Origin of the sequence: Streptomyces sp. CA-243310, assembly GCF_050936775.1 — a bacterium.
GTDB lineage: Bacteria > Actinomycetota > Actinomycetes > Streptomycetales > Streptomycetaceae > Streptomyces.
The window spans coordinates 619,166-644,849 of sequence record NZ_JBNJMF010000002.1 but is presented as its reverse complement, the minus strand read 5'-3'; the positions used below and the strand labels follow the sequence as shown (position 1 = coordinate 644,849).

The window sequence follows — 25,684 nt, the reverse complement described above, 5'->3', positions numbered from 1 at the left end:
CGTTCGCCGGGGGAGTCGGGTCTTCCTCGTCACTTCGTCTCGGACATCCGGTGACGGCCGCGCAGCCGTTACCGGGAAACCGGAGACACCAGGATCACGTCGTACCGGGACCGGGGAGCGTGGACGGCGATGCGGTGACACATGGCCGGGCTCCCCTCGTGGACTGGTTCGACGAAACACGCGCCGCGCTCTTCGTGGCACACACCGGTGAGTCTATGGACGCGCGGCGGACGGTGCATCACCTTTTCCGCCCCGGCATGGCAGGCCCCGGCGGCGGGCATCAGGTCCAGGTGAAGTCCGGGAAGTACAGGGGTGGTCGATACGGGGACTCGCTCCGGCCCTGGTCGCGGGTGCTGCTCGTCCTCGGTGCGGTTCTCGCCGTCCTCTTCTCCGTGCGAGCGCTCGACCGGGGCCACGACGCGACCGTCGCGTACGAACGCGCCTTCGTGTGCGGCGGCGAGGAGTGCCTCCACGAGGAGACGGGCGAGGTCCGTGACCGCAGGACGGGACAGACGTGTACGTCGAACGGCACGAGCGGCGGCACGACGACGGGCGGGGCACCGGCCACCATCGGCGGCGTTGCCGCCGGCGCGGGCGGGATGGGCGGCGCACCGGTGACCATCGGGGGCGGGGGAGGCAACGCCGGTACCAGCTGCACCAGGTACCACGACGTCAAGCTGGTCTGGAGCGGCGGCTCCGACTGGTTGGCGGTCGCCGCGAAGACCTACGAGGAGGTTCGGGCGGGCGACCGCGCACGGTTGCGGACCTGGCAGGGGCAGGTGGTCCGGCTGGAGATCGGGGGGCTCGTCCGTACCTATCCGCCGGCGTCGGAAACCGGCTTGTGGTCGCGGGTGTTGCTGCTGTGGCTCGGTCTCGGGGTCGCCGCGTGGGCGCTGGTGAGTGGTCGGCGGTCGGACCTCTACGGCCTGGCCGTTCCCTGGTGCATGGTGGCTTTCCCGACCACGCTGTTCGGGCCTGCTCTGCTGATGTGGTCGCCCCCGGCCTTCTGCGGCGCACTGGCCCTGTTGACGGTCGGCCTGGCGTTCGGGGCGCGGGCGGGTCACCGGTTCTGAGTCGTCCCGCCGATCGCTTCCCTGATCAGCCGTGCCGCGTCGGCGGGTCGATCGGCGGTGAAGTGGATCCGTCGGGCCGGGACGATCCCGCCGTCCCGCAGCCTCACCGGCAAGGATTCGGCCGTCTCCAGGATCAACGTGGTGGCGCTGGACACGGAGCAGGCCACCGCCTCCTCGTCCGCCGCGTGGCGGCGCAATCCGTGGCCGACGGTCGCATCGTGCGCGGCGCGTACGGACACGATCACGTCGAGCGGCACGGACAGCTCCCGGAACGGCCCCGTGCGCAGCAGCAGGAACCGTCCGTCGAGCAGGTGCGGGGCCCGGGCGGTCATGGCGCAGAATCCGACGGCGGCCATGGTGGCGAGGAACACCCAGCCGAGGTGGACGGGCCGCCACGCCGGGGGCAGCATGAGAGCGATGATCGCCTCGACGACCAGATCGGACGCGACCACGAGCAGGATCGTCGTCCGGGCGTCGGTGGAGTGCGGTAATGCCCTTGTTCCCGGAGGCAGTTCGAGTGCCTTGCGACCCAGGTGGCGGACGAGGTCACGGATCAGGTCCGCGCTCCACGCCGGGCCGGATCGACGGGCGTGGTCCGGCGGGGTGGGGAGGGGGTGACGGGTGGGTTCGTTCGACATGTCGGGCCCTTCGGCGGGGGGAACGCTGATCGGCCGTGTGATCGCGTGCCATCCAGTGTTCCGACGTGCCGCCCATGCCGGCGGTGCCGTTCGTCACCACCCTGCCGTGAGTTCCTCCCGGGTGCGGCATGACATGTGTCAATGCCGCACGCGCGAGGCCCCGTTGGCCCTGAGCGCCACCAGGGGCGCCGAGGTGGTCGTCAGGTCCCGGGTTTGTTCCCGTAGACGTAGACGTCGTCGCCGTTCTTCAGCAGGTTCCAGTACGTCTTCGCGTCCGCGATCCGCATGTTGACGCACCCGCCGGACCCGGGCGGGTTCCACATGCTCTTGTCCACGGAGTGGAAGGCGATCCCGCCGTCGAAGAACTGGGAGTAGGGCATGGCGACGTTGTAGATCGTCGACCAGTGGTTGATGTTGCGGTAGTAGATCTTCTTCAGGCCGGTCCGGGTCTCGGTGCCGTCCTTGCCGGTGCGCACCGGCACCGGACCGTGGACCAGCTTCGCGCCGTCCTGGACCCAACTGAGTTGTCGGGTCAGGTCGACACAGGCGATTCGCCCCAGATTGGTCGGACACTTGCCCGCCTTGTTGGGGTTGGTGCCCGCGGCCCGCTGGTCCAACATCGTGCTCATCGTGCGCCAGGTGAGGGGTCCCGCGTAGCCCGCGGTCGGCGTGATGCCGTGGGTCGCCTGGAACGACCTGATGGCGGTGCAGTCGGCGGACGACTGCACCCCGTCGACCGGCCGTCCCAGGAACTGCTCGACCTGTCGCTGGTACGGCCCGGTGGTCACGTTGCAGGTGGCGGCTTGCGCCACCCCGCCACCGGCCACCACCAGCGGCGCGGCCAGCGCCACCGCCCCGCCGACCACCGCCGCGGTCCTTCGTCTCGTACGTATGCGCATGGATTTCACATCGGCCTCCCCATGGGGTTGTTCCCACCTGTGGGGCGGAACGTACAGGCGATCGTCGCCGGTTGGGATCCCGGTGCCGTAAATCGCCTCGTACGCATGCCGTAGAGGTGTGGACATGACCGGAAGGATCCGTTCCGTCCCCCGATGTGATCGGCTCGGGGTGGCCCTCGGGAGGCGGGCACCGGGGTCGGTCACCCCGCCCGGCCTCGGTCCTCGGACGACGAGCCCGAGGCCCCGGACCTCGGGTGTCAGGCCTCGGGCGTCGGTGCCGCCGTGGCCCGGCGCACGGACTCGACCACCGCCGCGCGATGTCGTGAGAGGCGCTCGGCCGGCCAGTCGACGCCCTGGCCACCGGCCGCCGGGCCACCCACCGCGCCGAACCAGGACTGGGACAGTCCCATGACGAGCGTCAACACATCGGCGGGGTCCATGGACGGATCGACGCGGCCGGCGCGCTGTGCCCGCTCCACTTCCGCGATCTTGTCTCGGTAGGACTGCGCCTCGACGTCCGTGCTGCCGGGGCGTTCCAGTTGCTTCCACAGCACGAGCCGCATCAGCGACGGCCGCTCGACGAGGTGGTCGAAGACGGAGCCGGCGTAGCCCGCCAAGTCGTCGGCGTCGAACGGGACGGACTCCGCGCCCGACTCCAGCGCCCGCAGCAGTACCGCGTCGAAGAGGTCCTCCTTGTTGCCGAAGTACACGTAGATGAGTCGCTTGTTCGCCTGCGCGGCCTCGGCGATGCGGTCCACCCGCGCCCCGGCGATGCCGTACGTGGCGAACTCGGCGAAGGCCGCGTCGAGCAGGCGTGCCTTGGTTGCGCTGGAATCCCGTGCCATGCGTGCAGCCTAGCAAGTAACTATCTGGTTATTGACATTCTCCGGGAGTCGGATGCATGGTTGACCTATCCAGTTAGTTACTTGGTTTCGGTGGAGAGAAGGGCATGTCATGGAGATCCGCGCACTGGGCGGTCAGGGACTCGAGGTCGCAGTGGAGGGCCTCGGGCTGATGGGAATGAGCGCCCACTACGGCGCCACCGACGAGACCGAATCGCTGGCCACCATCGATCGGGCGCTGGAGCTGGGGGTGACCCTGCTGGACACGGCCGAGGGGTACGGCCCCTTCGTCAACGAGCAGCTCCTCGGCAAGGCCCTCGCCGGCCGCCGCGAGGCGGCCGTGATCGCCACCAAGACGGGTGTCGAGTTCACGGACGAAGGGGCCTTCCGGGGCCACAACGGCACCCCGGAGTACATCCGCCGGGCGGCCGAGCGGTCCCTGCGCCACCTCGGCACCGACCACATCGACCTCTACTACCTGCACCGCGTCGACCCGAACGTGCCCGTCGAGGAGAGCGTCGGCGCGATGGCCGAGCTCGTCACGGCCGGCAAGGTCCGCCACATCGGCCTGTGCGAGGTCGCGCCCACCACCATCCGACGGGCCCACGCCGTCCACCCGCTCGCCGCCGTGCAGACGGAGTACAGCCTCTTCGAGCGGGGCATCGAGCACGACGGCGTGCTGGACGTCCTGCGCGAGCTCGGCATCGGACTCGTCGCCTACTCACCGCTCGGCCGAGGTTTCCTGTCCGGCGCCGTCACCAGCCCGGACGACTTCGCGGCGGACGACTTCCGGCGCACGGATCCCCGCTTCCAGGGCGCGAACTTCGACCGCAACCTCGCCGTCGTCGACCAGGTCCGCCGCCTCGCCGCCGAGAAGGGGGTCACCCCTTCCCAGCTCGCCTTGGCCTGGACGCTGCGCCGGGGCGCGGTGCCCATCCCGGGCACCAAGCGTCGCCGCTACCTGGAGGAGAACGTCGCCGCGACCGCCGTGACGATCACGGACGCCGATCTGGCCGCCATCGACGCCGTGGCCCCGTACGGAGTGGTCTCGGGCGACCGGTACGCCCCGGAGCTGATGACCGCACTCAACGGCTGACCGGCCGCCGGTCGGGCCGCGTCCGGCCCGCGGGACACGGGCGCGGCGGTCCGGGGTTACTGCTTGTTCTTGGTCAGGTCCTCCTGGAAGGCCTTCGCGCAGGTGGGGCCGTTGTCCACGGCAATGAAGGAGATGATCAGGAGGCTGCCGGCCTTGCCCTGGTGGCTCGCCTTCACCGTCCAGCCGCTCTTGTCCAGCGACTTGATGACGGACATCGGCCGGTCGGAGGTCCGCGTCTCCTTCCAGCCTCCCTTCACCAGGGCGGCGACGGTGCCGTCGAAGGACTGCTTCGAATCGGCGGCCTTCTTGCCGTCCGGGCTCCAGGAGACCATGCAGGACCGGAGGGTCGCCGGGACGTCGTCACCCGACTTCTCCGTGAAGCCGGCGGCCGTGGCGGCGTCCGCGATCTCCTTCTTCACCGCGGCGGCGTCCAGAGTGCCCGCACCCTGCACCGCCGGGGCCGCCGTCCCGGACACGGGTGCCCCGCCGCCCTTGCCCTTGTCGGCGCCGCCCTCGCTCCCACAACCCGCGACCAGCAACACCACGCCGGCGGCCGCGGCCACCCACTTCACCTTGCGCACAACTCTCCCGATACCGCCCGTACGAAGGCCCCTTGGCCTCGTGATCAAGGACGGAGTCCGTCAGGGCACGAAGACGGCCGACGGGAGCGGCAGGGCCGCGTGCGACGTGAGACCGGTCACTCGGAGAACCGTACGGCCGCCCTCGCCGCAACCTCGTACACCTGTCCGCAGGGGCACCATCCGCACCCGCTCTGACGTCGGAGTATGACCGAATGGTCACAGGACGGGGGAGGGGGAACGCCCCGGGCCCGTCGCGCATCTAGACGTCCGGCGGGTTCCGTGGGACCCGCCGGTGAACGGTATCGGCGAGAGCCGGCGGACCACCGTCATCGCGTGGGCGATGGAGCGGCCGCCGGAGGCGAATGTCAAGGCGGGGCTGGGATGAAGGCGGTAACGGTGGCGGACGGTTCCTCGGACCCTGCGGAGACTCCGAAGACTTCGGGCACTACGGAGACCGCGGCGCACCCGGGGACCTCGGAAACGGACGCGGGGCGGGCGACCACCGCCCGGCCCGCGCGGGTGGACGGCGGCGACAAGGCCGAAACGAGAGGGGCCGGGCCCGCGGCGGCCGGCTCGACCGAAGAGAACCCCGAGGAGGCCGAGGGTGCCGACGCGCCCGAGACTGCCCGACGGGGCACGGCGACGGACGACGGCCGGCAGGAACCCGAGGTGACGGCCGAGCCCGAGGTGACGGCCGGGCCTGAAGCGTCGGAGGCGTCGAAGGAGGCGGCGGAGCCCGACCAGGCGGCCGGCGCCGCGGACGCGGTCGTTCCCGAGCAGGCGGCCGGCTCCGAGGCTACGGACGGCTCCGAGGAGGCGGTCGTTCCCGACCGGGCCCCGGAAGCCGCGGAGACGCCGGAGCCCGAGCGGACCACCGACTCCGGGAAGGCGACCCCCGGCCCGGGAGAGCCCCCCGGCCCGGGAGAGCCCGCCGGGCCGGAGCGGGAGCCGAAGGCCGCTCCGGCCGCTCCGCGGACCGAGCCGACCCCGCGAGCCCCGAAGGCCGGCCCAGGCCCTTCCGGGGACGGGACCGCCGGGGGAGCCGCACCGGGCCCGGACGCGGGACCGAAGGCGGGGCCCGAGAAGGGAACGAGGGGCGGATCGGTCGCACCCGCGCCGGTACGCGTGCCGTCGTGGGCGCGGGAGAACGCGGCCGACAGCGAGCAGACCAGCGAGTTCGTCGCCCTGAAGGCGCTGGAGGCCCCGCCCCGGACCCCGACCCCCACCCGGACCCCGACCCCCACCCGGAGGCCGGACCCGACGTCGACCCCGGCCCGCGTGCCCGCTGCCGCCCCCACGGCCGCCGCGCCCACGGCTCCCGCCCCGGCCGCCCTCGCCCCGGAGCGCACCCGGGAGGTCCCGCAGCCTCCGCGGCCCCCGCTCGACATGTTGGCCCAGCTCACGAACACCCCGCCGCCGGCGGAGACCCCCCGCCGGACCGCGTTGCGCCGCGTCAAGATCTGGACGCCGATCGTGCTGGCCCTCGCCGGTTGCTTCGCCGGGGCCCAGCTCGTGCGCCCCCTGCCCGAACCGAAGCTCGTCGCCGCGGATTCCTTCCACACCGTCGACGGACAGCTCGCCCTTCCCTGGCCCGCCGAGGGCCAGGGCGCCATCCGGGTCCCCGGTTCCGGTGACATCGCCGTGTTCGGTGAGCAGCGGCCGGTCCCGACCGCGAGCGTCGCCAAAGTCATGACGGCCTACGTGATCCTCAAGGACCACCCGTTGGCCAAGCCCACCGACAAGGGCCCCGACATCACGGTCGACGAGGCGGCGGTGGCGGACGGGACCTCCGAGGACGAGTCCCGCATCGAGGGACTCAAGGCGGGGGCCACGTACAGCCAGCAGGACATGCTCAAGATGCTGATGATCCCCTCGGGCAACAACGTCGCCCGTCTGCTGGCGCGTTGGGACTCCGGCACGGACTCGCAGGACGCCTTCGTCGCGAAGATGAACGCCGCCGCCGCCGAACTCGGCATGAAGGACACCGTCTACACCGATCCCAGCGGCCTGGACAAGGCCACGGTCAGCACCGCCGTCGACCAACTGAAGCTGGCCGAGGCGGTGATGAAGAACGACTCCTTCCGCGCGATCGTCAAGCTGCCCAACGCCACCATCCCGGGGCTGCCGAAGCCGATCTACAACAACAACGACAGCCTGCTCACGGCGGCGGACCTCAGCGTCAAGGGCATCAAGACCGGATCGAGTTCGGCCGCCGGCGGCACGCTGCTGTGGGCCTCGTTCAAGTCGGTGGGCGAGGAGACGCCCCTGATCCTCGGCACGATGATGGACCAGCACGCGGACGGCCCCGACGAGAACGGCGGCGAGAGCCTGAAGCTGGTGAAGGAGAACAGCAGGAAGGTGATCGACGCCGTCCGCAAGGCGCTCGCCTCGACTCCGGTCATCCACAAGGGACAGGTGGTCGGTCACGTCGACGACGGGCTGGGCGGTCGTACGCCGCTCGTGGCCACGAAGGACGTGAACGCGATCGGAGTTCCGGGGCAGCGGTTGCGCCTCACGCTCGGCGGCGGTGCCTCCGCGCTGCCCCACACCGCGAAGGCCGGCGCCGAGGTCGGGGTGCTGACGGTCGGTGACGGCGACGGCGCGAAGACCGTACCGGTGGCGGTGGGCGTCGCCCTGGCCGAGCCCTCGTTCGGGAACAGGCTGACCCGCCTCGGCTGACGGGCCCGCGCGTCCCCGCCGGGCTGCCCGGCGGGGACTCCGTGTGCCGGGCCGGCGCGTCAGGCCTGGGGCTTCGCGCGTACGTGCATGCGTTCTCCCTGCCGTCCGAAGAGGCTGAGGACTTCGACGGGCCGTCCGTCCGCGCTGCTGAACCAGTGGGGGACGCGGGTGTCGAACTCCGCCACCTCGCCGGAGCCGAGGACCAGGTCGTGTTCGCCGAGGACCAGTCGCAACCGGCCGTTCAGCACGTACAGCCACTCGTAACCCTCGTGGGTGCGCGGGGAGGGCTCGGCACCCCGATCGGTGATGATCATCTTGTAGGCCTGGATGGGGCCCGGGGTGCGCGACAGCGGCACGTACACCCCACCGTTCGGCAGGGCGTGGGACGTCAACCGCACCCGGGGATCGCCCACTTCGGGCGCTCCCACCAGGTCGTCCAGGGGTACGTGGTACGTGCCGGCGAGCGGCAGCAGCAGTTCCAGGCTGGGGCGGCGCTGCCCGGACTCCAGCCGGGACAGGGTGCTCTTGGAGATGCCGGTCGCCTCGGAGACAGCCGCGAGGGTGAGTCCGCGCGCGGCGCGCACCCGCCTGAGTCGGGGGCCGACCTCGTCGAGGACCGCTCGGTAGGGCTGTGGTCTGTCCATGGACGCATTCCATACGGTTGTCCCGGAACCGGCAACAAAGATTGTCGACTCACGAGGGCCGGTGCACTCTCCCCGGCAGCGCACCGAGGCCGAGCACCGGCCCGGGCCGCCGGCCACGCCGCCTTCCCGCCCCACCCGCCGTCACCCGGCGGCCGGGCCGCAGGAGGCCGTGAGAGAACGGAGTTCGTGTTGAGACCGATCGACGAGGGACGCGGGAAGATCGGCGCCGGTGGCGCCGGGAACGCCGGGGGGACCACCTCGCCGGGAGGAGCGCTCGCCGCGCTCTCACTGGCCATGGTGCTCTCCTCGCTCGGCGCCGGCAGCGCCAATGTCGCCCTGCCCACGCTGGCGCACGTGTTCACGGCCTCCTTCCAGCAGGTCCAGTGGGTGGTCCTCGCCTACCTCCTGGCCGTCACCGCCCTGATCGTCGGCGCCGGACGGCTCGGCGACCTCGTGGGCCGCCGTCGGCTGCTGCTCGCGGGGATCGCGGTGTTCACGGCGGCCTCGCTCCTGTGCGCCGGCGCGCCCCACCTCTGGCTGCTGATCGCCGCCCGGGCGGTACAGGGTCTCGGGGCGGCCGTCATGATGGCCCTCACCATGGCGTTCGTTGCCGAGACGGTTCCCAGCGCGCGGATCGGCAGGGCCATGGGAATGCTCGGGACCCTGTCCGCGATCGGTACCGCCCTGGGTCCCTCGCTCGGCGGCGTGCTGATCTCCGGTCTCGGGTGGCGGTCGCTGTTCCTCGTGAACGCGCCGTTGGGCATCCTGACCCTGCTCCTCGCCCGCCGTCACCTCCCGGTCGACCGGCAGACGAGCGAGCCCGCCGGCGCGCGGCCCCGCTTCGATCGCGCGGGCATGGCGCTGCTGGCCCTGACGCTCGGGGCCTACGCCCTCGCCATGACCCTGGGACACGGCGGCTTCGGTGCGACGAACGGGGTCCTGTTGGCGGTCGCCGTGCTCGGGGTCGTCCTCTTCGTGCGGGTCGAGCGGCGCGTCGCGTCCCCGCTGGTCGGGTTGGCCGCGTTTCGTGACCCGGTCCTGAGCGCGGGCCTCGCCGCCGGCACGCTCGTCTCCACCGTGATCATGGCGACGCTCGTGGTCGGGCCGTTCCACCTCTCGCGCGGGCTCGGGCTCGACGACGCCCTCGTCGGACTGGTCCTGGCCGTCGGGCCGGTGGTCGCCGCGCTGACCGGTGTACCGGCCGGTCGGCTGGTGGACCGCTTCGGAGCGCGCCGCACGACCTGCGCGGGACTCCTCGCGATGGCCGCCGGCGCCGTCGCCCTGTCGATGACACGGGTGACGTCGGGGGTCGTGGGCTACGTCGTCCCGCTCGTGGTCGTCACCGCCGGATACGCGGTGTTCCAGACGGCCAACAACACCGCCGTCATGGCGGAGACCGCCCCGGAGCGTCGGGGCGTCACCTCCGCCCTGGTGAACCTCTCGCGCAATCTCGGACTCGTCACCGGTGCGTCGGTGATGGGAGCGGTGTTCACGTTCGCCTCCGCCTCGGACGACGTCACGACGGCGAGCCCGCAGGCCGTGGCGACGGGTGTGCGGTTCACCTTCGCGGTCGGGGCCGCCCTGATCCTCTGCGCACTCGCCCTGGTGGTGGGCGGTGGTCTCCTCGCGCGGGTGTACGCGTCGCGGGCCACCGGCGGTACGGACCCCGTCTCCGGCGGTACGGACACCACGCCCGTCGCGGCGGGGACGCCGCCGGCCGGCACGGCCACCGACCCCGGCAGGAGCGGGCGCTGACCGCATGCCCGTCGGTACGTCTTCGGCCCGATCCGGCAACCGCCGCCCACGAGCGGGCGCGGGCGGCGGTGCGGGAACGCGGCAGGCGTCGGGCCGGGAAGCGGGCGCGGCGCCGCCGTCAGGCCGTGGCCAACTGCGGGATCAGCCGGAGCGCGTTGTCGTGGTGGATCCCCCGGACCTGTTCGGGCGTGAGGGCCGGGTCCGCGTCGAGCGCGGGCAGCGCCAGGTCCAGCACCGTGTCGGGGGGCGCGGCGGGCCAGTCGGTGCCGAACAGGATGTGGTCGGCGGGCGCATGGGCGAGGAGGGTCGTGGCCGGCGCCATGGGGCCCGCCGTGTCGTAGTAGAAGCGTCGGAGGTGGTCGCGGACCGCGGCGGGTTCGATGGGCGGGTCGCAGAACCGTCCGAGAGCCTCCAGGCGCGGTGCGATGTACGGGAGGAAGCCACCGGCGTGCGGCAGGATCACCGAGAGGTCCGGGAACCGGTCCAGCGTCCGCCTGCTGATCATGTTCACGGCGGCCCGTGTGGTGTCCAACAGGAAGTCGCAGAGGAAGTTCGGGATGCCGGGGACCGTCGGCGCGCCGGGGGGACCACCGGGGAGGTGGTGCGGGTGGGTGTCCACCACGGCGGAGGCCTCGTTCAGCTCGGCGAACACCCGGTCGTAGGAGGGGTCTCCGAGGTAGACACCGCCGTGGTTCGCCGTCACGTTCACACCCACGGCGCCGAGCTGCCCGAGTCCGCGGCGGATGGCCCAGGACGACGAGTCGAGGTCGTCCAGGAAGAGCGGCACGTAGTGCAGGAAGCGGCCCGGATGGGAGGCGCTCACCTCGACCATCGAGCGCAGCGTGATGGTGATCGCCTCACGGAGCTGCGCCGACGACCGGTAGCGGGCCGGCAGCATCGGCTTGAGCACCGCCGTCGTGATGCCCGCGTCGTCCATGAAACGGACGGCCGCCTCAATGCCGAGCCCCGCCCAACGCGGCAACTGCCTCGGATCGATCAGCTCGTGGCGCTCGGCCCACTCGCGCCATTCCGGGGCGCAGTAGTGATGGTGCATGTCGATCTTCGGCCGGGTTCCGTGCCCCGAGCCGCGTACCGGCGAGGAATCGTCCGCGGCGACCCGGGAGAGGTCACCGACGAGGTCACCCGTGACCGCCGGCGGGAGCAGGAGCCCCTCGACGGGCGTGCGCACCAGGCGCAGGCCGGAGGTGGTGTTCGTGGGGTTCTGCATGCCAAATCACCGTCCCTCGGATCGGGTCACCTGTGGGCGGAAACAGAGGTCGTGGCCGACGGGCGCGTCGGCGCGAGCGTCTCGACCGGGCGCGAGGGCTCCAGGACGAGCCGCAGTCGCTCCAGCCCGCGGAACGCCGCCATCGGCCCCTTGAGCCACGCCCCCGAGGGCTCCTCGTCCGGTGCGATCTCCATCTCGGGGAACTCCCGCAGCAGGCAGGAGAGCGCGATCTCGAGTTCGAGTCGTGCCAGTGGCGCGCCCAGGCAGTAGTGCGTTCCGTGTCCGAAGCCGAGGTGCGTGCCCTGGAGTCCCTCGCGCGTGACGTCGAGGTCGTCGGGGCGGTCGAACTTCTCCGGGTCCCGGTTCGCCGACGAGATGGCGATCTGGACGAGGGACCCCTTGGGGATCACCGTGCCCCTGATCTCCGCGTCCTCCGTCGCGTAGCGGAACGTGGACGTCTCCACCGAACCCTCGAAGCGCACGATCTCCTCGACCGCCCGGGGGATCAGGGTGGGGTCGGTGCGCAGCGTCGCCAGCTGATCGGGGTGGAGCAGGAGATCGAGTACGGAGTTCCCGATCTGGTAGGCGGTGGTCTTGTGCCCGGCGAAGAACAGGACCCACAGCGACGACACCAGCTCCGCGTCGTCCAGGGCCTCCTCCGCCCTGATGATGTCCCCGAGGAAGCAGTCCGACGGGTTCGCCCGCTGGTGCGCGATCAGCCGCCGCAGTCGATCCTGCAACCACACCTCGGCGGCCTTCAACTCGGCCTTGGCCGCGGGGTTGAACCGGGAGCGCGTGACCACCGCGAACTGCTCCAGGATCTCGGGGCGATCGGCCTCCGGAATCGTCATGAGCTCGCACAGGACCGAGATCGGGAGGGGGAACGCGAACGTCGACATCAGATCGACCGTGTTGCTCTTGCGGCACTCGGTGAGGAGCCGCTCGGCGATCTCGGTGATCCCGGCCCGCATCTCCTCCACCCGCCGGGGGGTGAAGGCGCTCCGCAGGACACGGCGCAGCCTGGTGTGCCGGGGCGGGTCCGAGAACAGCACGTTGTCGTCCAAGGCGTCGAAGAAGTCACCGAACACGGCGTGGTAGATGTCCATGGCCCCGCGCATGTTCTTGCTGAAACGCGGGTCGGACAGCGCGTCCCGGGCGTCGTCGTAGCGGGTGATGAGGTAGGTCGCGACGCCGTGCGGAGGGGTCAGCCGGGCCACCGGATCCCGCTCGCGCAGGCCGGCGTAGACGGGGTGGGGACACGAGCGGTACTCCGGCGCGCCCTTGGACACGGCCGCCACGAGGTCGTGCACGGCGGATCCGCCGTCCGTTGTCGCGTTCTCCTGCGTCATGCTCCGCACCCTCCGTGACACTCGCCTGTGTGGAATCAGCGGTTCCCCGACAGGACCGCTCGCAAAACGGGGCTTGGTTCGTTCGAGTCAGGCGGCCCGCACCGGACGTGTGGAACGGGTCGGCCGTCGCCTCCCGGCCGCTGCGCCGTTCGGCGGTCAGTCGTCCGGTCGCCGTGCGGTCGGGTCGCGTGGCGGGTCCGGCGGGCCGGGACATCATGCTGCTCGTCGAGCAACCAGCCCGCCACCGAGGAGTCCGCGCATGGCTCGCAGCACATCCCTGGTCCTCATCACGACCGCGACACTCGCCCTGACGGCGGTCGCCGGTCCCACCGTCGCGTCCGCGGCATCCGGCGCGGACACCGGCCGGGCCGCCGCCGACCGAGCCGCCACCTATCGGGCGACCGCCCCCTTCCTGCGGCACGCCGGCGGCGTGAAGGCGGGCTACGTCCCCGACAAGTACTGCGTGGCCGACCCGGCCGGCGCGGGCGCCCTCGGCTACCCGCACTTCAACCACGCGTACGACAACTCCGTCGATCCCGCCAAGCCCGCCGCGCTGTACTACGAGGACGACGGCCGCGGCGGCAAGCGCCTCATCGGGGTCCAGTGGCTGGTCTACGACAAGGACCAGGACCTCACGACCGACGGCGACCGCCCGAAGCTCTTCGGCCGGTCCTTCACGGGCCCGCTGCGCGGACACTTCCCCGGCCAGCCCGTCCACTACGCCCTGCACATGTGGCTGTGGAAGGAGAACCCCAAGGGCACCTACGAGACCTACAACCCCGCGGTCACCTGCCTCCCCGGCACCACCCGCCCGAAGCCCCGGACCTGACCCCGCCCCCGGGGCCCGGTCGGCTCGAACCGCTCGGCAGCCGGCCGCCGAGCGGTTCTCCGCGCTACCGCTGATCGTCTTGGAACAGGGTGGTCAATTCCTTCTCCACCGTGCGGACTTCCTCCTGACGGTCCATGTGGATCAGCTGCTCCCTGTACAACGTCAGCGAATGGACGAGGAGTTCCACGCGCTCGGGCTCCAGTGCGCACATGTGGCGCGCGGCGGCGACCGATTCCGCGTGGAGGGCCGCCGCGATGTCGGGACGATCGGCGAATTCCCGCCGGGCGTACTTGCCCAAGGCGACGGCCAGCAGAGGGAGATACGCCAGGGGGCTCACCTGGGCGAGCACACGGTAGGCGGCGACCCGTTGGGCGAGGGGCGGCTTCCCGGAACCGAGGAGAGCCACTCGTGCTCGAAGGACCGCGTGGTGATTGATGTGCGCCGAGGGATTCATGAGGGAGATTCTCAAATCCGAACAGGCCCCCGAACAAGGGGGATCGGCTGTGTCGTCAGTCCTACGAAAAAGCCGTCTGACCTGTCATGATGGAGTCACCTTCACCCCTGTGACCCCCTCGACCGCCGGCCGATCGGACCGCTGAGGGGGCGAAACCCAGCGGTTGGGGCGACTCGATTCCGCCCGGTGGCGAAGCCCCGCCGTCAACGCCTCGTGTTCAACGCCTCGCTGTCAAGGCGTCCCGCTCGCCGCCGCGCAGTCCAGGGGATGGCCGGCCGAGCAGCACGGCGGGCGACCGGCGCCCCTGCCGGGAGGTGATTTCGGCCGGCGCCCGCGCGTCGGACCGTGCGGGCGCGCCCGTGGGCCCACCCGGAATGCGGGATGGGCCCACGTGACCTACGGCGTGCTCCTGCGGCGCTACCAGCGGTACCAGCGTCCGCTGCTCCCCTTCGGCCGGGCGACGAAGCCGATCAGCCAGAGGATCAGGACGATGATCGCGATCCACCAGAGGATCTTGAGCGCGAAACCCGCACCGAAAAGAATCAGTACGAGCAGAAGCACGAGAAGAAGGGGAACCATGGTTTATCGACCTCCGAATGTCCGTCTGCCCGACCGCGTGTTCGGTGTTCTTTCTTCTTACTCGATTCTTATGCCTGACGGGCGGTCCGTACACCCGCCTGGTCGAGACGGGAATGGAACCGGTGAAAGCGAAGCCGGGGCGTTTGAAGTCCGATTTTCTGGTCAGGTGCCGCGGGGTAAGCGTTTTCAACCGCATGGGAGTGATGACCGTGTCCGGTGAGCAGAAGGCAAAGGCCAAGACCGAGCAGGCCAAGGGCAAGATGAAGGAAATCGCCGGCCGTGCGGTGGGGAACGAGCGTCTTACCGCCGAGGGCCGGACCGAGCAGGTCAAGGGCGATGCCCGCGAGGCGAAGGAGAAGCTGAAGGACACCTTCAAGCACTGACCGAAGGCGTCGGCCGAACACGCGCCGGCCGAAAGCGCCGGGGCCGAAACGTCGACCGACGCCGCGCTCACCACAGGGGTCGGACCTCCCTACGAGGGGTCCGGCCCCTGTCGCGGTCCCGAGCCCCGTCGTGAGCCCACCCGCAGGTGACCCGGCTCCCGGGTGCTCCGGCGGCGCCGCGATCGGCCCACGTGTGAGAACGGGGGCCCTGGGCAGGCGGTGATCGAAGGCGTCCGCCGCCCCCGCCGCACGGTGGTCGGGCCGGGCGGACGCGTCGATCCGGAGATGAGGGAGCAGCCCGTGAACGTGAACGTGTGGGGATACCGCGAGACTTCGGGCCGGCTGGAGGCCATCGACCTGACCGGTTTCAAGGTCGAGGCGGCCGACGGGGACATCGGCAAGGTCAGCAAGCACTCCGACGACGCGGGGTCCTCCTACATCGTGGTGGACACCGGCCCGTGGATCTTCGGCCGGCAGGTCCTGCTGCCCGCCGGCACCGTCATCCACGTCGACGTGGCGCAGGAGAAGATCTACGTCGACCGCACGAAGGAGCAGATCAAGGACGCTCCGGAGTTCGTGAGCGAGAAGCACATCGGCGACACCGACTACTACAGCCGGATCGGCGGCTACTACGGCGGCTTCATCGGCTGACACCCGGGCCGCCCCCTCGGCCGCGCCCGTAGGCTGTGGCCCATGGTGATCAAGGCGCAAGAGGCGGACCGGGACCGGCTGCTGTACGGATGCATGGCGCTCGGCGGCGGATGGGACACGGAGCCGTACGGGCCCGGCGACATCGACGCGGCCGAGGCCGCGATCGAGGCGGCCCTCGACAGCGGCATCACGGGATTCGACCACGCCGACATCTACCGGCACGGCAAGGCCGAAGCGGTGTTCGGCGAGGTCCTCTCCCGCACCCCCGGTCTGCGCGAACGCATCACGCTCCAGACCAAGTGCGGGATCCGCCTCGCCGAGGGCGAACGCCCCGGCATCTACGACCTGCGCGGCTCCACCATCGTGCGGCGGGTCGAGGAGAGCCTCTCCCGGCTCCGCACGGACGTCATCGACGTCCTCCTCCTGCACCGGCCCGATCCGCTGGCGGACCCGGCAGAGGTCGCCGAGGCGCTCACCTCGCTGCGCCGACAGGGGTTGGTCCGGGAGTTCGGCGTGTCCAACATGGGCGGCGCCCAGATCGCGCTGCTCCAGTCCCACCTCGCATTCCCGCTGGTCGCGAACCAGTTGGAGATGAGTCTGGACCGTCGGGACTGGCTGGAGGACGGCGTGCTCGTGAACACGCCCGGCGCGGCGGAGAGCGGGTTCCCCACGGGGGCGATCGAGTACTGCCTGACCCGGGGCGTTGGCCTGCAGGCCTGGGGGGCCTTGGCGCAGGGCCGGTTCACCGGCCGTCAGGAGACCGAGCGCGAGCATGCGACGGCGCGCCTGGTCGCCAAGCTCGCCGGTGAGAAGGGCACCACCCCGGAAACGATTCTGCTGTGGTGGCTGCGCCGGCATCCGGCCGGGATCGTCCCGGTGGTGGGCAGTGGGCGCCCGGAGCGCATCAGGGCCTGTGAGGACGCCGCGCGACGAGACCCGGAGCTCGGCCACGAGGAGTGGTACGAACTGTGGCTCACGGCGCGCGGCGTTCCCCTGCCCTGACCGGGCCGGGTTCCTCGCGGACGGGTGTCGTTCCGGGTGCGGATTCCGGCCGTCCGCTCGGCGCCGGCCTCAGCCGACGCTCCACGACCAGGTGCCGTCCACGCTGATCAGGCACGCCAGGATCGCGAGGTCGGCGACGCCGAGCACGAGGCCGAGCCGGGCGCGCCCCGGGCGGCTCGTGCCGCGGTGCAGGGCGAGGGCGGCGAGGGTGATCGCGATCGGTCCGAGCACGAGGTTCATCGCGAGCAGACCCACCAGGCCGGAGAGGAACGAGACGACGGCCATGCCGTCGGCCTCGCGGGTGGTCCCGGCGCTGCCCGTTCCGGCCCCGCGGTCGGCGGAGTCGGGCCGGCCGGCCGTGTCGTGGGTGGAGGCTGGTGCCGTGTCACGGGCGGCGGTGCCACCGGTGGCCGTGGCCGCCTCGTGGGGTCGGGTGTCGTCGAGGTCCGTGTGGTCGTGGGCGGTGCGGTCCAGGGTCGTGCGGTGGGATGTCATGAGGAACCCTCCTGACGGCTCGCGGATCGATGGTGGCGCGTGGTCCGTTCACGTACGGCGAAGATCAGCAGCCAGGCGGCGATCACGGCCGTTCCGACCAGGGTGACCGGCGCCGGGACGTGGGCCACGGTTCCCAGCAGGACCCCGAACACCATGAGGGCCGCAACGAGGAAGAGCATCGTGCTTCCTCCCAGAAATAGGTGACAGTTGTTCACTGACTACCCAGTCTAAATGATGGCATGCGGTTGCCGGGGGATCGGGGTTTACTTTCCGACATGAGTCAGACCGTCGGGGCCCGTCAGGCCCAACGCCACCGCACCCGCCGGGCCTTGCTGGACGCCGCCCTGTCGCTCCTGGAGGAACAGAGCCTGGGCAGCCTGGGCCTGCGGGAGGTGGCCCGTACCGCCGGCGTGGCACCGACCGCCTTCTACCGACACTTCGCGGACATCGAGGAACTGGGGATCGCCCTGGTGGACGAGGCCTTGGAGAACCTCCACGGCGCCGTACGCTCCCTCCTGGGCACCTCGGGGGACGCCGACCGTCGCCTCGACGAGGCCGTCGACCTCATGGCGGAGCTGGTGCGCACGTACCCCGGACACCTGCGATTCATCGTCCGGGAACGGCACGGCGGGGTACGCGGGGTGCGGGAGACGATCGCCGGTCGGCTCGACGCCTTCGCGCGGGAAGTGGCCGAAAGACTCGCCTCCGATCCGCTCGGCGAGGGCTGGAGTCCGGAGGACCTCCTGATGCTGGCCCGTCTGTACGTCGACCACATGGTGATGACGGCCTCGGCCTACCTGGCCGCGGCGTTGGAGGACAACGAATGGGCCGAGGTGACGGACACCGCGCGCCGTCAGTTGCGACTCATCCACCGGGGGCGATTGAACTGGGTCGACGGGACCCGCGCCTGAGCACGCGGAGCGGGGCCGACCGGGTGACGGGCAGGCGTGTCAAGCACCCGTAAGGCCGACCCCGTGGTGATAGTCGGTTCGGCGGTGCCTGGCGTGGCCGCCCATGGCTGGACAGGCGACGGGAGTGGTGAGCGATGGTGAAGAAGACGGCGACGGCGTGCGTGCTCGCGGCGGGCCTGCTGATCGGGCCCCTGGGGGCCTCGGGTTGGGCGGCCGGTGCGGGTGCCGGAGCGGGCGCGGCCCACCGGACGGGGGTGGAGGCGGCGCCCAAGCCCGTCTACACCTACGGCGTCGTGGTGTCGCGGTGGGGCGTCAACGTGCGGAGCAAGCCCACCATCTACTCGAAGGTCGTGAAGACGCTCGCTCCCCACCAGCGCATCGGCCTGGTGTGCGAGAAGCGCGGCAAGTGGGTCGAGGGCAACCCGATCTGGTACCGCGTCCACGGCGTCAACGGCTGGGTCGCGGCCCGCTACGTGCACAACCTCCAGCCGATCAAGCCCTGCTGACCGGACCACCCTTCGGTCGCGCCGGTCGCGCGATGTCGCCCGACCGGCGCGACCGATGACGGCCGCCGCGCCGGCCACCGGGAGGAACCGGGGCCGGCGCGCACGTCACGGTCGGACGGCGGCATGCTCGAGGACGGCCCGGACCTCGGAGGAGATCGCGCTCTCGTTGTGTTCGAACTCGGGGCCGGTCAGGACCCGGGGGTCGGCCGGCAGCCCGGTCAGCACCGGGGTGTGCAGGTGTCCGCCCGGCATCCCCGGTGCGAGTTCGGTCCGCAACCGGTTGGAACGGTAGGCCACTTCGTTGGAGAGGTAGCCGCCACCACCGCCCTCCACGGCGCGCGACCCGGCGGTCGGGCCGTCGCTGCGGTCCACCGGCGCCGTGCCACCGGCGGGAATCTCGGTGACGGCGCGGTTCAGCAGTACCGGATAGGGCGTCTGCACGGCGGCCGTGACCGCGTCGGCCGGCAGGGTGGTCCGGATGAACTCCGCGCCCCGACCCATGCCGGGAGCGGTGACCGGATGCTCGCGGGTGCCTCCGGAGAGGGCGCGGGCGTTGTCCGGGTACGGGTCGGCCGAGCGGGAGCGTCCCGCCCAGTCCTCCAGGGTGAAGATGCCGGGGTAGCCCTGGCTGACGGTGGTGATGACGTCCGCCCGCTGGGCTCCGGAGACCAGGTGCGGCGCGAAGGCCCGTTCCACCATGCCGGCGTCGAAGTCGGCGTACCGCACGGGGAGCACAACGGCCCGGATCTCGGCGCGGCTGCCGTCGGCGAGGGTGACGCGGAGGCCGTTCAGGCGCAGGGCCGCCGATCCGGACGGGTTGGCGCGGCGGATCTCGGCGTCCAGCCCGAACGGGTCGAAGCCGCTGATGAACACGCGCCGTACGCCGGGCGCCGCCCGGAACCCGTTGTCGGTGAGCCCCCGGGAGGCGTCCTCGAAGCGGGCCCGCAGCGCACGCCGGTCGACGGCGAAGCCGGGCTCCCAGCGGGCGAGCGCGGCGGTCATGGCCAGCCGGGCCCAGTACAACGGCCGGTCGTCGCCGGTCGCGAGATCACCGCCGGGCCGCTGCCCCTGGGCCCTGCTCACGGCCGACTGCCACAGGGCCTCGCCCCAGCCGTCGAGGAGCCGTTCGGCCTCGGCGGGGCCGTGCGTCGCGCACAGCGCGGCGGGGAACCGGCGTGTGAAGTCGCCCAGCCCGCCACGCTCGACGAGGGCGGTGCTCCGCGGGTCGGACAGTCGCGCCTGCTCGGCGTCGAGTGGCGCGGAGGCCGAGGTGCCGCAGGGGGAGCGCTCGTCCGCCGTGGCGGCCGTGGCGACGGTCAACGGGATCAGGGTGGCGAGAAGGGCCGCGGCCGACGCGGTACGCCGTAAGAACATCATGCGATGTGACATTACATAGGCTCCCCGGCGCCCGACAGGCACCTTCGCGCCGGAACCGATCGGAACCGACCCGCCGCGCGACACGGGACGGTCCGGCGGTCACGGCCCCTGCGAAGCGACAGACTGTGGCGGACCGCCCGCCCACACCGGGAGATGCCGTGTCAGACCGCGCCGAAGTCGAGATCGTGACCGGCGACCTCGTGAGGCGGTTCGCGAGGAGGCTCGGCCTCGTCGGGGCGCTGACGGCCCTGCTCCTGACGGCCGGCCCGGCCCGGGGCTCCGAAGCCCCGCCCCGCACCGGCTTCGAGACGTCGGCCGGCGCGCGCTGGACCACCGAGGCCGAGGAGCGGGACTTCCTCGACGCCGTCGACCGGGGCACCGACCGGGCCGCCCCGCTGCGGATCGGCACCACCCGGCGAGGCCGTCCGCTGCGCATGGTCGGCATCGGAGACGGCAGGGCGCCGCTCACCGTGTTTGCTGGTGTGCGGCCAACACGGCGACGAACCGGCGGGACGCGAGGCCTGCCTGACCACGGTGCGCGATCTCGCGTACGCGCGGGACCCGGCGACCCGGCGCCTCCTCGCGACCGCCACGGTCCTGGTCGTCCCGAACGCGAACCCCGACGGTCGGGCCGCCGGCACCCGGACCAACACCGACGGCGTCGACGTCAACCGCGACCACGTCGCCCTGGCCTCACCCGAGGCGCGGGCCGTCGCGGGCGTGCTGCGCGACCGGCACCCGGACGTCGTGTTCGACCTGCACGAGTACCGGTCGACCCCCGGCACGTACGACAAGGACCTCCTCGACCTCTGGCCGCGCAACCTCAACACCGACCCCGCCGTGTACGCCCAGTCCCGCCTGCTGTCCGAGGCCCACGTGCGCGACGCGGCCCGCGCCGCCGGGTATTCGACCGGCACCTACGGCATCCGGACCGACCCCGTCACCGGCGCCCCGATCGGGCAGACGGCGGGCGACGGACAGGAACACATCCTGCGCAACGCCGCCGGCCTCAAACACGCCGTCACCCTGCTCGTCGAGAGCCGCCTGGAGCCGGCGGGCGCCGCGGAGAAGGCCGACCCCACCCGCAACCACCGCCGCCGCGTCCACTCCCAACTCAGTGCACTGCAAGGCTTGTTCCGTTACACGGTCCGGGAGGCCCGGCCGCTCGCCGCCGCCACGGGGAAGGCGCGCGTCGCCGGATACCGGGACGAGGGGACGATCCGCTGGGCCGGCGCGGACAACCTGCCCGCGTCCCCGGCCGAGACGCTGACCGAACCGCCGTGCGGATATCGCCTCACCGCCACCCGGTACGCGCGGGTGCGTGATCGGCTGGCCCTGCACGGCGTACGGGCGACCACCTTCGGCAAGGGCGCGTTCGTTCCCCTGCGCCAGCCCCTGCGCGCCCTCGTCCCCCTGTTGCTCGATGGCCGGGCCGCACACCACCTCACGGCGGGGGAACCGGTGTTCGGATGCTGACGTCGCCTCCGGCGCGCCCCTCCGCCGAGGGTCGGACCGGTCCCGCCGCGGGCACCCTCTAAGATGCCCGGGTTCGGCAGGGCGGCACATCGGGGGAGCGCGGCATGAGCGGTTACGGCAGTGGCGGTTACGGCAGCGGTGGGTACGGGGATCCGTCGGGTGGCGGCGCCGCGCACCCGCCGCCGGGACCCCCCTACGCGCCACCGGTTCCCCCGCAGGGGTACCCGTACGGCCGGTCCGGCCCGCCGCCGGGGCATCCGTACGCACAGCCCGGACCGCCGCCCGGATATCCGTACGGTCCGCCCCTTCCGTCGGGGCCGCCGCCGCGCGTCGAACCGTCTCGGGCCCGGAAGATCCTGCGCGGGCTCTACAACCCCGTGTACGCCGCCCGGCGGACCTTCCGTCCCTCACGCCCCGGGATCGTCGACGACCGGGAGGTCCGCAAGCTCCAGTTGTGGCGGACCGGGCTGGGACTCGTCGCCTGGGTGGGCCTGATGGTCACCTACAACGCCGTCGCGAGCGCCGCCGACATCCACGGCGTCGCGAGCGAACGCCTCGACCAGAGCTGGACCAGCGTCCTCGTGCTGGTGTGCACCTTCCCCGTGGTGGTCGGCGCCTTCGTGTCAGCCGCGCGCGACGGGCTGCGCCGCGTGTACCTGCGACGGGCCCTGCGTCCGCTCGGCTCGGTCCTGGCCATCATGGCGTCCATGGGCACCGCCGCCCTCGCCATGGCCCCGGAACTGGCCGGTGTGCGGGACGCCCTGGGGCTGCCGGGGAAGATCGCCATGCTGGTGTTGTGCCTGTGGTCGATCGGCTTCGCCCTCTACGGCATCGGACTGTCGCTGGTGCACGTCTTCCGTACCGCCGACATCCACGAGGTGCTGCCGCCGATCCTCGCCGGCGTCCTGGTCTGGGAGATGGCCCTCGTGGACGTGATCACCGGGGCCTACGCCCAGGTACCCGCAGGTGCCAGGGTGGCCTTCATCCTCGGCGCCCCGCTCACGGTGACCGCGTTGTCCTGGTGGGAGCTGCGCCGGCTGCGGCGCCACCACGGGCTGACGCTCCGTACCGCCCTGCGCCGCTGACGCCTCCCGCCGAGGGGCAGCGCGGCGACTGCCGTTCCCCTGGGTCCTGTCGTCGAAGTCCCGCCTGGCCCGAACGGGACGCGGCGGCCAGGTGGCGGGCCAGGGCCAGGGCGGCGAGGAGGGCCACGAGCACGCACACGCCTCCCCAGCCGGCCCGTTCGTGGATCCGCACCCCGAGCCACGACCCCGCGCTGCCCCCCAGGTAGGCGCAGGTCATGTAGGCGGTGTTGAGCCTGCTGCGCGCGTCGGGGCGCACCGCGAAGACCCGGGACTGGTTGGCGACCATGCCGGACTGCATCGCGACGTCGAGCAACACCGTGCCCAGCGTCAGGGCAGCGAGCCCCGCCACCCCGCCCGCGGTACCCGCGGCGAGGATCGCGGCCGACAGGAGGACGCCGATCAGGGAGACCAGGTTCACCCGATCCGGGCCCTCACGGTCCACCAGCCGTCCGGCAAGCGGGGTACAGAGCATCGTCACCCCACCGACGAGCGCCAACATGCCCACGGCCTGGGCGCCCAGGCCGTAGCGGGGGCCGGTCAGGAGCAGCGCCACACAGGTCCAGACGGCCGAGAACCCGGCGAACACGGTCGCCTGGTAGAAGCACGAGCGACGCAGTTCGGGCTCGGTGCGCAGCAGACGGAGCGACGCGGTGAGCAGCGCCGGGTACGAGCCGTGCGAGGAGGGGGTGGTGACGGGCAGCGTGCGGGCCAGGACCCACGCCAGCAACAGGACGACGGCCGAGGCCGCCAGGTAGGGGGCCCGCCAGCCCAGCCATTCGCCCAGCGTTCCACTGAACGTGCGGGCCAGCAGCATGCCGCCGATCGATCCGCTCAAGAGGGTGCCCATCACCGCGCCGCGGCTGTCGTCGGCCACCAGTCCCGCGGCCAGCGGGGCGATGACCTGGGCGGCCACGGACGAGACCCCGACGGCGAGGGAGGCGGCGACGAGGAACGGCAAGGTGGGCGCGCAGCCTGCGGCGAGCAGGCCCAGTCCGGTGAGGACGAGCAGCGTGACGAGGAACCGACGGTGCGGGAGCCGGTCGCCGAGCGGGACGAGCAGGAACAGCCCCAGGGTGTAACCGACCTGAGTGGCCGTCACCACGTACGAGGCCTCGTAGGGCGGCACGTGGAGGCCGGCGGCGATCAGCGGGCCGACGGCCTGCGGGAAATAGATGTTGCCCACGGCGACACCGCAGGTCACGGCCATGAGCAGGAGCAGTCGGCGGCTCACGAGAAGTCCACCGCGCCGCCCGCGGGGCGCCGGCGGCGCCCGGGGTCGTGTGTCGTGCCGGGGTCGAGCTTCGTGCGCTGCGCGGCAGCGGTGGGTGTCATGCGCCGAGTTCACGGCATCTTCGGGCGGCCTCCAATGGATGTAGCGTATGGCTTGATGATCAGCTTCGTGTTGGGTGTCGAGGACCTCGCGGACACGCGCTTCGCGCTCTCGCCGCTGGGTGAGACGGTCTTCAGCCTGCGGGTGCTGCGCGATCCGGGGCTGTCCGCCCTGCACCTGCCCTGGCGCAGATCCGTGCTCGGCCGGATCGGGGCGCTCGACACCGGCCTGCTGATGTCACTGGTCGCGCGCAGGCTCACTCTTCCCGACTTCCTGACGCCGCGACCGCCGGGCTTCGCCCCGACCTTCGAGGAGGAGTTGGCCCTCGTCCGGGCGACGCCCCCCGACCGGGTGCGTCGCGATCTGTCCGCCGCCCACGCGCCGGACCCGCTCCCCGTGGCCCTGCGCGCCGCGGCGGGCGCCGACGACGCGACGGTCGACGGGCTCCGCGACGCGATCTGCGACCTCCTGCGGCGCTACTGGGAACTCGCCGTCGAGCCCGCGTGGCCGCGGATGAGGCTCCTCCTGGAGGCCGACATGACCTACCGCGCACGGCAGTTGGCCATGGGCGGCGCCCGCAGGTTGTTCGCGGGCATGCACCCGAACCTGCGGTGGGAGAACGGCGTGCTGCACATCGACCGGATGATCGACAGTCACCGTGCCGAGGCTCGCGGTCGAGGGCTCCTGCTGGTGCCGTCCGTCTTCGCCCACAAACCCGCGCCCCCGGTCGACCCCGGGGAGGCGCCGCTGCTGGTCTATCCCAGTCGTGGAGTGGCCACGCTCTGGACCGAACCGGCGACGGCCGGATCGGCGGCCCTGGTGTCGCTGCTCGGTGCGACCAGGGCCCGACTGCTCGACCTCCTGGACGAGCCACTGCCCACGATCGAGATCGCCCGTCGCTTCAGGGTCACCCCGAGCGCCGTGTCCCAACACCTGCGCGTACTGCACGCCACGGGCCTGCTGACCCGTGCGCGCGACGGACGGCAGGTCCTGTACCGCCGCAGTCCTCTCGGTGACCGGTTGGCCGGCGGGTGCTGACCGGCGCGGCGAAAGGTGACCCGGGTGTGCGAGGCCACCGCCCCGCTCCCTCGCGGGGCGGCGCGCGTCACGCGTAGTCGACCGTCACTTCCGTGAATCCCAGGGAGCGCAGAAGTCCCTCCAGCATGGCGCTGGTGTTCTTCTCGGTGCGCTCCACGAGTCCGCTGTCGCGCGCCGCCTCGGTGATGTGTTGGGCGGCGAGGCGCTGTACGCCCTGCGCTCCGGCCGGGTTGTCGGAGAACAGGTCCCCGAGTCGGTCCAGGAGCCCCCGTTGCTGGGACACGGCGTACGAGCGGTCCAGGTCCAGGGCAGCCGGACCCAGGACGGCATGGGGCAGGTGGAGCGTGGCCTTCGTGCGGTCCTCGTTCACCGTGACGCTCCGCTCGTCGAGCCGACCGAGGTCCACGTAGCCGCTGACGGTGCCCGCTCCGACGTACAGGGTGCGGGTGCCGCGGATCGAGTCGGGGAGGAACTTCGCGTCCTTCTCCAGGTCCACCACGACCTGGAAGTTGCCCGCGGCGCCCTCGTAACGGTGCATGTCCCGGATCGACTTGAGGAGCACGGGGCCGGTCCGGTCCCGCGTCTTCTCGCCGAAGAGATCACCGAAGCCGGGTATCAGGTCGAACCGGCTGACGAGTACGAACAGCAGGGCGAACGCTGCCAGTGCGCCGACGATCCGTCCCCAACGGGCCGGACGGTGCGGGCGTCTTGGGCGGTCCTGCCGCTCCGAGTCGAGCGATGAGTTGTCCATGCCCTGCGGATGCCCCGGAAACGACCGTCTCAC

26 protein-coding genes and 1 pseudogene are annotated in these 25,684 nt (G+C 71.9%); 13 read left to right on the top strand and 14 right to left on the bottom strand.

Annotated features, from left to right (window positions below; translation table 11 throughout):
• The first annotated feature begins 257 nt into the window (after positions 1 to 257).
• Entirely contained in the window at positions 258 to 1,073 is an 816-nt protein-coding gene (locus ACQEVM_RS20415) for a hypothetical protein (RefSeq protein ID WP_433081065.1), read from the top strand.
• Here ACQEVM_RS20415 and ACQEVM_RS20410 read toward each other — a convergent pair.
• The 3 genes from ACQEVM_RS20410 to ACQEVM_RS20400 all read right to left on the bottom strand — a co-directional run bounded on the left by ACQEVM_RS20410 (position 1,061) and on the right by ACQEVM_RS20400 (position 3,455).
• On the bottom strand, positions 1,061 to 1,711 hold the full coding sequence (locus ACQEVM_RS20410; protein ID WP_433081063.1) for a hypothetical protein: 651 nt from the start codon (positions 1,709 to 1,711) through the stop codon (positions 1,061 to 1,063). The two genes, ACQEVM_RS20415 and ACQEVM_RS20410, sit on opposite strands and share 13 nt — an antisense overlap.
• A 200-nt stretch (positions 1,712 to 1,911) precedes the next feature.
• The gene (locus tag ACQEVM_RS20405) at positions 1,912 to 2,610 is read right to left on the bottom strand and encodes a L,D-transpeptidase family protein (protein ID WP_433081061.1); all 699 of its coding nucleotides are present in this window, start codon (positions 2,608 to 2,610) and stop codon (positions 1,912 to 1,914) included.
• A gap of 257 nt (positions 2,611 to 2,867) precedes the next feature.
• Complete coding sequence (locus tag ACQEVM_RS20400; RefSeq protein ID WP_433081059.1) at positions 2,868 to 3,455, bottom strand: TetR family transcriptional regulator; 588 nt, start codon at positions 3,453 to 3,455, stop codon at positions 2,868 to 2,870.
• A gap of 109 nt (positions 3,456 to 3,564) precedes the next feature.
• Here ACQEVM_RS20400 and ACQEVM_RS20395 point away from each other — a divergent pair, with 109 nt between their 5' ends.
• Positions 3,565 to 4,548, top strand: coding sequence for an aldo/keto reductase (locus ACQEVM_RS20395; RefSeq protein ID WP_433081057.1), 984 nt, complete (start codon positions 3,565 to 3,567; stop codon positions 4,546 to 4,548).
• 56 nt (positions 4,549 to 4,604) lie between these two features.
• On the opposite strand, the gene ACQEVM_RS20390 is transcribed toward ACQEVM_RS20395, so the two are convergent.
• Positions 4,605 to 5,129, bottom strand: coding sequence for a hypothetical protein (locus ACQEVM_RS20390; protein WP_433081055.1), 525 nt, complete (start codon positions 5,127 to 5,129; stop codon positions 4,605 to 4,607).
• A gap of 381 nt (positions 5,130 to 5,510) precedes the next feature.
• Here ACQEVM_RS20390 and ACQEVM_RS20385 point away from each other — a divergent pair, with 381 nt between their 5' ends.
• Positions 5,511 to 7,808, top strand: coding sequence for a serine hydrolase (locus tag ACQEVM_RS20385; RefSeq protein WP_433081053.1), 2,298 nt, complete (start codon positions 5,511 to 5,513; stop codon positions 7,806 to 7,808).
• A gap of 59 nt (positions 7,809 to 7,867) precedes the next feature.
• Here the strand turns inward: ACQEVM_RS20385 and ACQEVM_RS20380 are convergent, their stop codons facing one another.
• Entirely contained in the window at positions 7,868 to 8,452 is a 585-nt protein-coding gene (locus ACQEVM_RS20380) for a helix-turn-helix domain-containing protein (protein ID WP_433081051.1), read from the bottom strand.
• Positions 8,453 to 8,641: 189 nt separating this feature from the next.
• Here ACQEVM_RS20380 and ACQEVM_RS20375 point away from each other — a divergent pair, with 189 nt between their 5' ends.
• Positions 8,642 to 10,207: an MFS transporter gene (locus ACQEVM_RS20375; RefSeq protein ID WP_433081049.1), complete on the top strand. Its 1,566-nt coding sequence runs from the start codon at positions 8,642 to 8,644 to the stop codon at positions 10,205 to 10,207.
• Positions 10,208 to 10,325: 118 nt separating this feature from the next.
• On the opposite strand, the gene ACQEVM_RS20370 is transcribed toward ACQEVM_RS20375, so the two are convergent.
• Together ACQEVM_RS20370 and ACQEVM_RS20365 are read right to left on the bottom strand one after the other, a co-directional pair.
• Complete coding sequence (locus tag ACQEVM_RS20370) at positions 10,326 to 11,435, bottom strand: amidohydrolase family protein (protein ID WP_433081047.1); 1,110 nt, start codon at positions 11,433 to 11,435, stop codon at positions 10,326 to 10,328.
• Between the two features lie 26 nt (positions 11,436 to 11,461).
• The gene (locus tag ACQEVM_RS20365; RefSeq protein WP_433081045.1) at positions 11,462 to 12,784 is read right to left on the bottom strand and encodes a cytochrome P450 family protein; all 1,323 of its coding nucleotides are present in this window, start codon (positions 12,782 to 12,784) and stop codon (positions 11,462 to 11,464) included.
• Positions 12,785 to 13,043: 259 nt separating this feature from the next.
• Here ACQEVM_RS20365 and ACQEVM_RS20360 point away from each other — a divergent pair, with 259 nt between their 5' ends.
• Positions 13,044 to 13,613 carry a hypothetical protein gene (locus tag ACQEVM_RS20360; protein WP_433081043.1) on the top strand — a complete coding sequence of 190 codons (570 nt, stop codon included), beginning with the start codon at positions 13,044 to 13,046 and terminating at the stop codon, positions 13,611 to 13,613.
• A gap of 64 nt (positions 13,614 to 13,677) precedes the next feature.
• Here ACQEVM_RS20360 and ACQEVM_RS20355 read toward each other — a convergent pair whose 3' ends face one another.
• Both ACQEVM_RS20355 and ACQEVM_RS20350 read right to left on the bottom strand, forming a co-directional pair.
• On the bottom strand, positions 13,678 to 14,067 hold the full coding sequence (locus ACQEVM_RS20355; RefSeq protein ID WP_433081041.1) for a hypothetical protein: 390 nt from the start codon (positions 14,065 to 14,067) through the stop codon (positions 13,678 to 13,680).
• Between the two features lie 417 nt (positions 14,068 to 14,484).
• Positions 14,485 to 14,646: a hydrophobic protein gene (locus ACQEVM_RS20350; RefSeq protein WP_433081039.1), complete on the bottom strand. Its 162-nt coding sequence runs from the start codon at positions 14,644 to 14,646 to the stop codon at positions 14,485 to 14,487.
• A gap of 203 nt (positions 14,647 to 14,849) precedes the next feature.
• On the opposite strand from ACQEVM_RS20350, the gene ACQEVM_RS20345 reads away from it, so the two are divergent.
• The 3 genes from ACQEVM_RS20345 to ACQEVM_RS20335 all read left to right on the top strand — a co-directional run bounded on the left by ACQEVM_RS20345 (position 14,850) and on the right by ACQEVM_RS20335 (position 16,682).
• Complete coding sequence (locus ACQEVM_RS20345; protein ID WP_053682364.1) at positions 14,850 to 15,029, top strand: CsbD family protein; 180 nt, start codon at positions 14,850 to 14,852, stop codon at positions 15,027 to 15,029.
• Between the two features lie 300 nt (positions 15,030 to 15,329).
• On the top strand, positions 15,330 to 15,680 hold the full coding sequence (locus tag ACQEVM_RS20340) for a PRC-barrel domain-containing protein (protein WP_433081037.1): 351 nt from the start codon (positions 15,330 to 15,332) through the stop codon (positions 15,678 to 15,680).
• A 42-nt stretch (positions 15,681 to 15,722) separates the two neighbouring features.
• On the top strand, positions 15,723 to 16,682 hold the full coding sequence (locus tag ACQEVM_RS20335; RefSeq protein WP_433081035.1) for an aldo/keto reductase: 960 nt from the start codon (positions 15,723 to 15,725) through the stop codon (positions 16,680 to 16,682).
• A gap of 69 nt (positions 16,683 to 16,751) precedes the next feature.
• Here the strand turns inward: ACQEVM_RS20335 and ACQEVM_RS20330 are convergent, their stop codons facing one another.
• Entirely contained in the window at positions 16,752 to 17,177 is a 426-nt protein-coding gene (locus ACQEVM_RS20330) for a hypothetical protein (RefSeq protein ID WP_433081033.1), read from the bottom strand.
• A complete protein-coding gene (locus ACQEVM_RS20325; RefSeq protein ID WP_433081031.1) occupies positions 17,174 to 17,356 on the bottom strand; it encodes a hypothetical protein in 183 nt (60 codons plus the stop codon). Before ACQEVM_RS20325 ends, ACQEVM_RS20330 begins: the two co-directional genes overlap by 4 nt.
• Before the next feature lie 96 nt (positions 17,357 to 17,452).
• On the opposite strand from ACQEVM_RS20325, the gene ACQEVM_RS20320 reads away from it, so the two are divergent.
• Together ACQEVM_RS20320 and ACQEVM_RS20315 are read left to right on the top strand one after the other, a co-directional pair.
• Positions 17,453 to 18,088 (top strand): TetR family transcriptional regulator, encoded by a 636-nt coding sequence (locus tag ACQEVM_RS20320; RefSeq protein ID WP_433081029.1) that lies wholly within the window; start codon positions 17,453 to 17,455, stop codon positions 18,086 to 18,088.
• A gap of 134 nt (positions 18,089 to 18,222) precedes the next feature.
• Positions 18,223 to 18,594, top strand: coding sequence for an SH3 domain-containing protein (locus tag ACQEVM_RS20315; protein ID WP_433081028.1), 372 nt, complete (start codon positions 18,223 to 18,225; stop codon positions 18,592 to 18,594).
• Between the two features lie 105 nt (positions 18,595 to 18,699).
• Here the strand turns inward: ACQEVM_RS20315 and ACQEVM_RS20310 are convergent, their stop codons facing one another.
• Complete coding sequence (locus tag ACQEVM_RS20310; protein WP_433081026.1) at positions 18,700 to 19,983, bottom strand: pyroglutamyl peptidase; 1,284 nt, start codon at positions 19,981 to 19,983, stop codon at positions 18,700 to 18,702.
• A 188-nt stretch (positions 19,984 to 20,171) separates the two neighbouring features.
• Between ACQEVM_RS20310 and ACQEVM_RS20305 the strand changes: the two are divergent.
• Positions 20,172 to 21,447, top strand: a pseudogene (locus tag ACQEVM_RS20305) (M14 family metallopeptidase).
• A gap of 104 nt (positions 21,448 to 21,551) precedes the next feature.
• The gene (locus tag ACQEVM_RS20300; RefSeq protein ID WP_433081024.1) at positions 21,552 to 22,532 is read left to right on the top strand and encodes a hypothetical protein; all 981 of its coding nucleotides are present in this window, start codon (positions 21,552 to 21,554) and stop codon (positions 22,530 to 22,532) included.
• Here ACQEVM_RS20300 and ACQEVM_RS20295 read toward each other — a convergent pair.
• On the bottom strand, positions 22,447 to 23,763 hold the full coding sequence (locus ACQEVM_RS20295; RefSeq protein ID WP_433081022.1) for an MFS transporter: 1,317 nt from the start codon (positions 23,761 to 23,763) through the stop codon (positions 22,447 to 22,449). The genes ACQEVM_RS20300 and ACQEVM_RS20295 overlap by 86 nt on opposite strands.
• Before the next feature lie 156 nt (positions 23,764 to 23,919).
• Here ACQEVM_RS20295 and ACQEVM_RS20290 point away from each other — a divergent pair, with 156 nt between their 5' ends.
• On the top strand, positions 23,920 to 24,900 hold the full coding sequence (locus ACQEVM_RS20290) for a helix-turn-helix domain-containing protein (protein WP_433081020.1): 981 nt from the start codon (positions 23,920 to 23,922) through the stop codon (positions 24,898 to 24,900).
• Between the two features lie 67 nt (positions 24,901 to 24,967).
• Here the strand turns inward: ACQEVM_RS20290 and ACQEVM_RS20285 are convergent, their stop codons facing one another.
• Positions 24,968 to 25,651 (bottom strand): DUF4230 domain-containing protein, encoded by a 684-nt coding sequence (locus ACQEVM_RS20285; RefSeq protein WP_433081018.1) that lies wholly within the window; start codon positions 25,649 to 25,651, stop codon positions 24,968 to 24,970.
• Between the last annotated feature and the right edge of the window lie 33 nt (positions 25,652 to 25,684).